Below are 10,574 nucleotides of genomic sequence, written 5' to 3' on the forward strand. Positions count from 1 at the left end.
AAATAACCCACCAGTAAAATTCTCCCCCAGCTTCCCTAGCCTCCCCCGCTTTCCCTGCTCATCTGTACTGGTGGGAAACTTTCGCCGCGAGTGATTAATACTGAGTTGCGGTCTAACGTAGAATTTAACAAACCACAGAGGCACAGAGCGCACCGAGGTAAGAGAAAGAGAGAGTTATACCTTTGAATGCAACTTGGTATAACCCGAAAATTAAGGTCTCTTCCATACTGAGGAAGCCAAACTTTTTGAATCGCATAGCAGAATTATTACAAGTGTCTTAACTATAATGAGTTAATCTTATGAGGGTGCTGCTGGTTGAAGATGAGCCAGATCTAGGAGCCGCAATTAAGCGAACATTGAGTTTGCAAAAGTATGTAGTTGACTGGGTCTTAGATGGGACTGACGCTTGGGGCTATCTAGAAGACCAAAGTACAGAGTATACACTGGCTATCTTCGACTGGCTGCTGCCAGGATTATCAGGAATAGAGCTGCTGCGTCGGTTGCGTGCAAAAAACAATCCTCTGCCAGTGCTGATGCTAACAGCAAAAGACGGCTTGGACGATATGGTGACTGGCTTGGATGCGGGGGCAGATGACTATTTAGTCAAGCCGTTTAGAATGGCAGAACTGCTGGCACGGTTGCGGGCATTGCAGCGACGATCGCCCCAATTCCAACCCCAACAACTTCAAGTGGGTAGGCTCACTTTAGATTACGCCACTCGCACAGTGTATTGTCGCAAGCAATTGGGCGAGCAGCATGTTGTTTCTCTGACGACTAAAGAGTTCCAACTGCTGGAGTATTTCATGAAGCACCCAAATCAGATTCTTACCAGTGACCAGATTCGCAATCAAATCTGGGAAATGAACGCAGACGCCACTAGTAATGTAGTGGCGGCTCAAATCCGATTGCTCAGACGCCAACTAGCAGTTGTAAGCTGTGCTCATCTCATTGAAACCATTCATGGTACGGGCTATCGCCTGAACGCTACCGATGAACCAAGATAAGCTGTTTGCTCAAACACGTTGGCGATTAGCTAGCGGGTATGCACTCGTGATGGGCTTCATCCTCAGTGTATGCGGTTTGGCGGTCTATGAGGCGATTGTCCACACTCACTGGCAAACCCTAGAGCGAGAGCTGGAGGCAGTTGCCGGAACCCTACATGACAGTATTGAAACTAAACTGAAGCAACCTGGACACTTAGAATCGACACCCCAACAACTCTTACCAGATCCAGAACCACCCTCAAAACGCCACGTTGTTGGTGCGATTTATCAAGGTAACTATTACGTGCGACTCTTAGATGGTTCCCGACGGACTATTGCGATGGCTGGTTTAATGCCTCCAGGGGTGTCTTTCCCATGCTCAAGATGCAAAGGACACACTTGGGATACCCTGAAGGATGCTTCCGGGAATCGTTTTCATCAAGTTTCTCTACCGTTGCATAGTCCAAATTATGCCTTTTGGGGATATCTACAGGTGGGGCGGAGTCTCCAAGATTTAGACGACCACCTCGATAGGTTGAAATTGATTTTATTGTTGGGATTGCCCATAGCCATGATTTTAGTCGGTGGTTCTAGCTGGTGGTTAGCTGGGTTAGCGATGAAACCGATTTACCAATCCTACCGACAGATAGAGCAGTTTACAGCAGATGCGGCTCACGAGTTGCGGACACCTATAGCGGCTTCACAAGCGACCGTGGAATCAGCACTCATGATGCCTGATTTGTCTTATCAAGAGACGCAGGACATCTTAGGAACGATAGATCGTCAGAATCAGCGGCTCGCTCAGTTGGTTGCCGATTTACTGTTGCTGGCTCGCATGGATAAAAAAGTAGTGCCGACGGGGCTTCGGCTCTGTTGCCTGAATGATATTGTCAACGACTCAGTAGAGGAATTTCAAGCGTTGGCAATGTCTACCGAGATAGCGCTGACATCTATGGTGCCAGTAGGCGAGCCGCTAAATATTGTAGGTGTTCCAGAGCAGCTTTATCGTCTGGTTTCTAACTTAATTGTCAATGCCATCCAATACACGTCAGCAGGTGGAAGTGTGACAGTTGTCTTAGACCGCAGTCACCTTGATGCTCTGATTCATGTTCAAGACACAGGGATTGGCATTGCACCTGAAGAGCGATCGCGGATTTTTGACCGCTTCTACCGAGTGAATAGCGATCGCTCTCGCCACACCGGTGGTTCGGGATTGGGGTTAGCGATCGCAAAAGCAATTGTTCAGGCACATCAGGGTAGCATACAAGTACAAAGCGAGTTGAGCAAAGGTAGCATGTTCACGATTCGACTACCTTTGGAAGTCGTCCCGTCTAAGAGCGATCGCTCCAGTTTCTTCACAAGGTTATATCGTCCTTCTCAGCCGATACGGTGCTTGAGCCAAAAGCCCAGTAAAGGCAAAGCAATTCTGTAGCCCTACTTGGGGCCATAGACGAGACCTTGGGGTGATTCCTCCAAGCTCAAGGGATGCGATCGAAATCTAGTATTCAATTAATCCCACTTCCTCTGGTGTAGCAAAGACTGCCATCAAATTCTCAGCCAACAAGCACAAAAATCGCTCTCCGTCCGTAGCTCGCATACAGTCAATTTCTAGCATTTTAGCTCCAGCTTTGTGAGCTGCCCATACCCTCTGTAGTTCGTCATCTCATCGCAAAGCGGGAAGCGGGGAGGTTGAAGAGAGCTTGAAAGTTAGATTGCCGTTCTGTAATGGGTTCGGGCGCTTGGTCCCAAAGACTCTCATAGTAGAAGAAGGATACACCCAGGCCGCGATCGCGAGCTGCCCTTACTTTAGCTTGAATGAATTGCATCGGAATCGGCTTATTTCTCAACCCTGTTAGAATACCGACTCCAGTTGGAATGTGTTGTTGTACTTCTTGAATTTCAGGGCGGGTAATCTGTCCGAGAAAACTTTGTAGATCGGGGCGATAAACTTGCACAATTAGCTCGTCCACGATGCCTTGCCGCACCCAAGTCAGCCAGTCTTGCAGGTAAGTCTTATAAGCCGTGATATAGGGATTAGGGGAAACGGAAAAAATCGCATTGGGCTTTCTCTGTTTTACAGCTTGGTTGAGCTGGGTCACGAACGCCGTGATTTTATTGGCTCGCCAGCGCACCCATGTGGGGTCTTGAGGGTTGGAAGGCGCATTCTTCCCGGTTTCCTGCTTGTATAAAGCAAGCGTGTAGCGATCATAGCCAAATTCATTCGGTAAACTGGTGTGATCGTCAAACTGAATACCATCGACATCGTATTGGGTGACGGCTTCCAGCACGAGATTGGCGATGAACTGCTGTACCTGGGGCAGGAAGGGATTGAGCCACACCACCTCACCTGCAACACCCGTCCAAGTTTTGCTACCATTGCGCCGTTGCGTCAGCCACTCTGGATGATTCAATGCCAGTTCTGACGTAGGGGGAGCCATGAAGCCGAACTCAAACCAGGGAATCACGAGCAACCCTTGGCGATGGGCTTGAGTAACAAGCTCTGCGAGAATATCTTGTCCCTGTAAGCCTTTACGCACAAAAGGTTGGATGTCTGCCCGTTGGGCTACAGCACTCGGATACAGCACGTAGCCAGAATTCCACACTACAGGATAGATCGTGTTGAAATTCAACCGCGCCAGTTGATTTACAGCCTCTTGCATTTTGGGGCGATCTCTGAGGATGTCATGGTCATTTTCGGTCATCCAAACCCCACGAATTTCTTGGGCAGGTCGCTGTACGATTGGCTCTGGGATTTCGCTTTGAGCGATTGCCTGTGGCACCGCCTCTTGAGCGATCGCAGAAATAGGATTGCCTGCCACCATAATTGTCATGAATAATCCCAGGAATAGTAAGGAAAGATACTTGAGCGATCGCCACCAACTTTTAGGGATAAAATGCAATTTCATAGGCTTGAAAGATAAGTGAGTTATCCATGCACAGGATTGCCTTTGGTACCGCCCAAGGGGCAATCGCTTATCGCCACGATGGAATGAATTATTCATAGGCTACAGGTATTTATATTTACTAAATAATTAGTGAATTACAGGGTTCATTCCATGAGTAATCTCTATGGTTGTGATAGAGAAAACTAAGCATCATGAGATTTGATCTCTTGGCAAGAGACAATCGTCATGTGCTTACCGTACTACTTATCTCCAGAGCGCTGTCACTTATGCAAGGAGTCGAATGAAGAGAGAAGAGAGCGATCCGCCTGGAAATGAATACTGTAGCGGTTCTTGGTTGGATCCGGTACACTCTGACCTCTCTGGAAAACCTCTCTCCTACTCTCTTTGTGAGGCTTTGATTCTTTCTCCCGCAACCCTAGTAGGGAAGGAGCAGGGGGTTAGGTTATTCTGATGTACTTCACACATCTGAGAAACGCTATATTTCGAGTACGATCAAGATTCCAACGCTGCTATCAATTTAAAGCAGGCGATCAGATCGATCGTGCTAGCCTCTAGACTGGACAGCGCCACACGTCCTCATACGGAGTTGCATTCAAAGAGCTAATTTTAATTTCTCCCCTCTCCTTGTAGGAGAGGGGTTGGGGGAGAGGTCAGTAATAGAAGTTTGAACGCAACTTGGTATCAGGTGTTGGAAGAGGAAAATGTTAGGAATTGTTGGCATTTTTGCAGCGGTATATGCTGAAACAGGCTGACACCCCTCTACAGCAATGCCTCAATCACTTGGTCAAAATTTCGGCAATAGAGTTGTTGGTTGTACTCCTGCCGCTCTTTTTCGGCCTTGTAAGGTATCGACTTCAATGTTGCCTGTTGCACGCGAACCATTAAGGGACGACGAAGCTGCTCGTATTTCTCAAATGCTCGGGCGATCGCTGGTATATTATCCCAATCATTCCCTTCTGCAATCTTAGCGATCAAGGTTGCAACCGTTAGAGCATCTTCCAATCCTTGATTAGCGCCTTGAGCCATGAAAGGAGGCATCCCATGTGCTGCATCACCAACCAATACAACTCGCCCTACACTCCATGCTGGTTGGATTGTAACCGAATCACTATGAGCATGGGGGTTAGCGGTGGGCGCAAGCTGTATGGCATCTGAAAAAGCCGCACGGTGAATATAGTACGGACGCTTTAGCATATTAGCAGGGGGAGATATGCGCACTAATTGTTTGAGGACATCAGGAAAGTGAGCCTTCTCCAGTTCCTGCACAGCTAAGTCAATCAAACAACTACCAGACTTTCCCTCTAAGGAATCCAAACGTAACGGAAGATGTATGAGGTAGCCAACTTGACCGCTTGGTCTGCAAAATAAGATCATCCTTGGGTCTTCCGGATAGGCGGAATCTTCAGATGCTTCATCGTTAGCGATCGTTACAATCGGTGAATCCTGAAAGAACTTTTCATCAAGCTCTGTCAGCAGATTGTTTGGTATATCGATGATCTCCCTACACCCTATTGCAGCAAAGCCGGAATATTCAGGTCGAGCAAAAGCAGAGTACGGACTATCTTTGTAAAGAACTTTACGAACCGTAGAATTGATTCCATCTGCTGCAACAACTATCTTTGCCCTAATCGATTTGATTTCTAAGGGTTGGGAATTTGTCTCCGAATTCTGGGGTTGCATTTCTTCTGCTTGCTGCCCACCTTCCCAATTGGCATAGGGGTTTGCTTCTATCCTTGCATCAGATAAGTAATCTACCCGCACACACGCAATCTCTGGCTCATCCACTACATTAATACAACGGTGATTCGCTTTAACCCGCTCTTGGGAAAGTAAGTGTCTCAAGGTAGTCTGTAAATCATACCAAGCTATTGAGACTCGACCCTCCCCATAATCTTTAAACCAGTCATCGAAGTTTAGAGAGATGGAGAAAACTTGCTGTCCTTGCAAATTCCTTTGAACCCATCGCAACAAATTTTTTGGAGACTTTGCCTCTTGTTTTTTTTCGGCTTTATCCTCATCATTAGATGGTTTAGGCTTAAAAAGCTTATTACCGTTTGTTTTAACGTTTTCATAAGCCTCAGAATCTAAATATTTGAGAGCTTTTAATCCATTGGGGAGAAGGTCTATCACCTGACCCGCTGGGCGAAAGGCACTCGTTTGATCGATGACTAACAGATTTTCAATACCTCGTTGGCGTAAACCAAGGGCAGTTGCTAAGCCGATAGGGCCTGCGCCAACCACTACCACATCGTAGATTTTTAGAAGAGAATTCATATTATTAATATTCTGCCTGTGTGGTTTTTCTCTGACAATATTAGCTGTTGAAACATCATCAAAACGGCGTCTTTACTTGTAGATGGAGGGTTTGTCCGGATTGTGGATGCAGGAATCGCAGTTCCCTGGCATGTAAATGTAATCGACTGGCAACTGCACGGCATCCATAGAGGCGATCGCCCAAGATGGGTACCCCAAGTCCTCTCGAATCAGCCGCGTGAACCCTGAGCTGATGGGTGCGTCCGGTTAGGGGAATAAACTCTACACGAGTTGAGTCTCCTTCCCTTGCTATGACCTGAAAGTGCGTGAAGCTGGGTTTGCCGTGTTGCCAATCAACTTTCTGATAGGGACGATTTTCAGGATTTCCCCACAGTGGTAGTTTGATCGCACCTTGCTCGGTTGTCACACAACCGGAAAGTACGGCTTCATAAACCTTGTGAACCTGCCGCTGTTGGAACTGCTGGCTGAGTTGACAATAGGTTTGGCGATCGCGTGCCAACAGGAGGATACCTGACGTTTCCTGATCCAAGCGATGCACAGCCATAAGCGCCATGCCCTCTGGTAACAGATGACGCAAGCGACTGAGGACACTATCAAAAGTATCCCTATAACGACCGGGCACCGAAAGTAATCCGGCGGGTTTGTTTACCGCAATCAGCCATTCATCTTGATAAACAATGGGTAGCGTCTGCTCCGGTTGGCGAAGTTCGGAAGTGACCTCTCTTCTTGTAAAAGAGGGGCTTGTTATACCAATTGGCTTTTTCAATGTCACATCCCACACCCCCCCAGCCCCCCTTGTTAAGGGGGGAGCAAGAAAAGAATAAGCATCAAACCCAATTGCTATTACTCCCCCTTCCCTAGTAGGGTGTGTTCTCAAACGCGGAGATCCCCCCCAGCCCCCCTTGTTAAGGGGGGAGAATTCAGTCAAAGTCCCCCTTTTTAAGGGGGATTTAGGGGGATCTGACTCCAACGGGACACTTTGAAAACACGTCCCAGAGGCAGGGGGGTTCGGTCTCCATTTCAGCAATCCCGAAAGCAGAAACCCCATCAATGGTTGACAGCGTTCTGCACAAGCGCCATAGAAGTTTCCCTGAACTTTATCCCGATCCGCTGAAGACGGCCCCCACCAAAACTCTGCCATTGCTAGTGGTTTTAGACCCTGTATTGCCGCATAGTGCAGCAGCTTCGGCGCACAACAATCTCCTGTACCAGTCGGCATCCAACCTCCTGGCATCAATTGCTGCAAGGATAGAGATTGACCCGAAAAATTAGTCAGGCTGTATGCCGCATACATCTGAGCCTGCAATTGGCGGGACAAGGTTTTACGCTGTTGTTTCAGTTCCCGAATCCGCTGATTTGCCGCTTCAATCTGCTGCTTGAGCGGTTGTAACACTACATTTTGCTGACGTTTGAGTTGCCGTCGCTCAATTCCATGCCGACGGCTTTCTTCGTTGAGTTGTTCGAGGGCAAGAGTGAGGGTTTCGCCTGTAAGTGTTTCGCACAGTACCTGACGTTGTTCGTGACGTTGATGTTTGCCATCTCGATGGCGATCGCTCATTTGTTGCAACTGCTGCTCAAACTCGCGAGACAGCGTTTCGTACTGCTGCCTTGGAGGAAGTTGCTTGAGGGTAATTAGTTCCTGCTTAATAGCTTCCAGTTCAGCTAAAGTGCAGGCTTCCTCTAGAGCAACTTGGTCTCGTCCCGGAATTGGCGGTACCCAGCCTTCGATGGAGCTTTGACCATTGAGAAGACCGGAGAAGGCTTTGAGTACTCTTTGTTCACCATTTGGGAGTTCCACCAGCAGTATTCCATACATCTTGCCCTCATGGGAATAACAGTTATGGTTAGCAAGATATTGCATCAAACCTGTTGCGATCGCTTCAGCCATTGGGGTACGGGGCAGTCTCAGCAGCTCACCGCTTTGAGGACAAAACCCTTCGTAGTAATAGCTCGCAGAGGAGTTGCTAACCGCACAATTGCAGTCGATGAAATCTGAAAGCGGATGAAGAATCACCGGGGGCATAATATTAAGCCACATCATTGGGTACGCTATGCACTCGCCTTCTCTTCGAGCCCGACGCGAACAGCAGCAGTAAAGCCGATCACCAGTGAGAATGCAGTAAGCGATCGCTTATCGAACTGTGACAGTTAAGGTTAAATCGCTCATACCCCAAACTTCCAAGAACTGACGAAATAACTCTTCACTGGCTGATGTCATATCCCCATCCGAGTCAATGATTCCACCCTCAATCAGCTTTCCCCCATCGGTTTGCAAATGCAATCGTAATTCACCCTCATCGCCTTTGTGAAGAATCAACCGACCTCTTGCCAGGACTTGCCCCGCACGACTACTAATTGCACACCGCATTACTGAAAATTCCCCCAGTTTTAAACGACATCCTTAACCATGATGCCAGGATATTCGCAGACTAATGCTCACGAGTAGATTTATCGTGAGGCGGACATCTGATTCGTCTAGACTAAGCTGGCTGAGATGCAGCAGCGAATTGAGAGTTTGGCACAATTGAGATAGGCGATCGCTACTGCCGCCAATTGGTGGTTAGAACTCGCTGGATGAGAAAGCTAGCTCATGTGGGACTCTCCCAAGTACGGATTGATGAGTGAACACTCTGATCAAACTATCGCGGAACAGCTTCTTTCTGACCTCAGACAAGAGAAGCACTTAGTTGATTTGATTATTCGAGGATGTATCGAACTACGGTGGGCGATCGCACATGACGAGAAGGAAACTGCCGAAGCGATGATTTACAACGCTTTTGAGACTTATGCCCTTGCTAGAGGCATGTCCCTAAAAGCAGCAGAGAGATTTTGTGAGCAACACCTAGAAGAATTGATTGACTCCGTTCTAGCGATTCTGTAGTCAAGCCAATCGCCTAGTGCCTGAAGGCAGAAGGCACCGGAGCTAAGCGTGATGAGGCAGAAGGCTTTTGTGAAAGAAAGGTTATACAGTAAACCTTGTAGCCTTTTTCAACTGGATAGTGATTTCCGCCACGCTGCACTAGCCTTCTTAGATTGACAAGACCCTAGAAGAATCAATCTTACCCTCTCGTATATTTATGAAATAAATGCATAAGTCGTTGAGTATTTTCTCCAGGTTTTCCTTGAGAGATGGATATCTCGTCAACTTGAACAATAGGCATAATTTCTTTCGTCGAAGATGTTATAAATGCTTCCTCACAACTACTCAGCTCGCTATAATCAATCGCTTCTTCAACTACCTCGAAATAATTTTCAGCAAGTTCTAAAACAACCGCTCTTGTAATTCCATTTAAAATATTTTCTTTAGGCGTAATCAGCTGAGACCCTCGAAAAACAAAGAAATTGGTAGTCGTCCCTTCCAACACATGCCCCTGCTGGTTCCTATATAAGGCTTCAACAGCATTAGTCAGTTTAGCTTGTTGCAGAGCCCCAATCGCAGAGATATAATTCAGACTTTTAGCTTTAGGAAAAAATCGTTCAACCTGCACAGTAATAGCTTTGACTCCTTGTTCATAATAGTCTTTGGGATATTCAGAAACAGGACTAACGATCACCATGAGACTCGGTTGACCGAGAGGAGTAATAAAGTCAGTTGAAACCCCACCCGTAACGACAATTCGGATATTCGCTTCTGGGAGATGATTGTGTCCAAGTGTATTTTGAGCGATCGCTTCTATCTCTTCAGTTGACCACGGGATAGTTAAGCCAATTAATTTCGCGGAATTTTGCAGCCTTTGGATATGTGCTCGGAGTCTAAATGGCACTCCCTGGTAAGTGCGGAGGAAATCAAATACTCCATACCCTCGTACAATTCCTAAATCATTGAGTGGCAGGCTAGCTTGGTCAAATGGGATGTATTTCCCATTCAGATAGCAAATCGTTTGAGTCATTTTCTATTCAGCTATATAGCCCTTATCGATTGGATGCGGTACACTTTTAACTTCTCTACAAACCTCTCTCTTACAAGGAGAGAGGCTTTGAAATTCGCGCCCTTCCAAGAGTAAAAGTTTTTCCTTTTCCCTCTTGTAGGGGAGGGTTAGGGAGAGGTGGGAACCGCAGCTTTAGTGATAGCGAAGCGAGACGAAGTCTGGAGGGGGGGGGTTAGGTCTGACTGTACTCCATTCATTTGAGAATCGCTATAAGTCTTTTGGGGATTTTGTGTGAATACAATAATACTCAGTCATCGTCTCCAATGGACTACAACTTGAAAATTGCCATTCAATAGGCGGCTTACAGACTTTAATTTGGAACGTCTCAAGTCAATAGCTACCTAGGGAGCCGGTCAAGAAGTCAAGGTTGACAAAATCTACTTTCTGGGGATGGGCGAAGCATTCGGAGACTAATTTATAGTAAGTGTCCAGGATTTTCCGTCCGAATGCTTCGCCCCTACAACTTTCATATTATGGCTCTC

Annotated in this window: 8 protein-coding genes; 3 read left to right on the top strand and 5 right to left on the bottom strand. The window is 47.1% G+C overall.

All coding sequences use genetic code 11. The features are described 5' to 3' along the window. Positions 1-299 precede the first annotated feature (299 nt). Both rppA and rppB read left to right on the top strand, forming a co-directional pair. A complete protein-coding gene (rppA, locus tag V6C93_RS20960; RefSeq protein ID WP_333478616.1) occupies positions 300-1,004 on the top strand; it encodes a two-component system response regulator RppA in 705 nt (234 codons plus the stop codon). After that, complete coding sequence (gene rppB, locus V6C93_RS20965) at positions 991-2,415, top strand: two-component system sensor histidine kinase RppB (protein WP_333478617.1); 1,425 nt, start codon at positions 991-993, stop codon at positions 2,413-2,415. The genes rppA and rppB overlap by 14 nt, the downstream gene beginning before the upstream one ends. Before the next feature lie 226 nt (positions 2,416-2,641). Here rppB and V6C93_RS20970 read toward each other — a convergent pair whose 3' ends face one another. From V6C93_RS20970 to V6C93_RS20985, 4 genes are all read right to left on the bottom strand, one after another. Further along, positions 2,642-3,889 (bottom strand): glycoside hydrolase family 10 protein, encoded by a 1,248-nt coding sequence (locus V6C93_RS20970; RefSeq protein WP_333478618.1) that lies wholly within the window; start codon positions 3,887-3,889, stop codon positions 2,642-2,644. Positions 3,890-4,648: 759 nt separating this feature from the next. Continuing rightward, a complete protein-coding gene (locus V6C93_RS20975; RefSeq protein ID WP_333478619.1) occupies positions 4,649-6,163 on the bottom strand; it encodes an NAD(P)/FAD-dependent oxidoreductase in 1,515 nt (504 codons plus the stop codon). Positions 6,164-6,221: 58 nt separating this feature from the next. Beyond that, a complete protein-coding gene (locus V6C93_RS20980) occupies positions 6,222-8,204 on the bottom strand; it encodes an RluA family pseudouridine synthase (RefSeq protein ID WP_333478620.1) in 1,983 nt (660 codons plus the stop codon). Between the two features lie 90 nt (positions 8,205-8,294). After that, complete coding sequence (locus V6C93_RS20985; RefSeq protein ID WP_333478621.1) at positions 8,295-8,531, bottom strand: hypothetical protein; 237 nt, start codon at positions 8,529-8,531, stop codon at positions 8,295-8,297. Between the two features lie 222 nt (positions 8,532-8,753). On the opposite strand from V6C93_RS20985, the gene V6C93_RS20990 reads away from it, so the two are divergent. Continuing rightward, positions 8,754-9,044 (top strand): hypothetical protein, encoded by a 291-nt coding sequence (locus V6C93_RS20990; protein ID WP_333478622.1) that lies wholly within the window; start codon positions 8,754-8,756, stop codon positions 9,042-9,044. Between the two features lie 178 nt (positions 9,045-9,222). Here the strand turns inward: V6C93_RS20990 and V6C93_RS20995 are convergent, their stop codons facing one another. Beyond that, positions 9,223-10,053 carry an aminotransferase class IV gene (locus V6C93_RS20995; protein WP_333478623.1) on the bottom strand — a complete coding sequence of 277 codons (831 nt, stop codon included), beginning with the start codon at positions 10,051-10,053 and terminating at the stop codon, positions 9,223-9,225. Positions 10,054-10,574: the final 521 nt, after the last annotated feature.

The sequence above is a fragment of the Allocoleopsis sp. genome (genome assembly GCF_036703385.1).
Classification (GTDB): domain Bacteria; phylum Cyanobacteriota; class Cyanobacteriia; order Cyanobacteriales; family Coleofasciculaceae; genus Allocoleopsis.

Excerpts from the sequence above, each read along its gene's own strand:
- rppB (WP_333478617.1), top strand. The coding sequence starts at position 991 with ATGAACCAAGATAAGCTGTTTGCTCAAACACGTTGGCGATTAGCTAGC.
- V6C93_RS20990 (WP_333478622.1), top strand. The coding sequence starts at position 8,754 with ATGTGGGACTCTCCCAAGTACGGATTGATGAGTGAACACTCTGATCAA.
- V6C93_RS20985 (WP_333478621.1), bottom strand. The coding sequence starts at position 8,531 with ATGCGGTGTGCAATTAGTAGTCGTGCGGGGCAAGTCCTGGCAAGAGGT.
- V6C93_RS20975 (WP_333478619.1), bottom strand. The coding sequence starts at position 6,163 with ATGAATTCTCTTCTAAAAATCTACGATGTGGTAGTGGTTGGCGCAGGC.
- V6C93_RS20970 (WP_333478618.1), bottom strand. The coding sequence starts at position 3,889 with ATGAAATTGCATTTTATCCCTAAAAGTTGGTGGCGATCGCTCAAGTAT.
- V6C93_RS20995 (WP_333478623.1), bottom strand. The coding sequence starts at position 10,053 with ATGACTCAAACGATTTGCTATCTGAATGGGAAATACATCCCATTTGAC.
- V6C93_RS20980 (WP_333478620.1), bottom strand. The coding sequence starts at position 8,204 with ATGATGTGGCTTAATATTATGCCCCCGGTGATTCTTCATCCGCTTTCA.
- rppA (WP_333478616.1), top strand. The coding sequence starts at position 300 with ATGAGGGTGCTGCTGGTTGAAGATGAGCCAGATCTAGGAGCCGCAATT.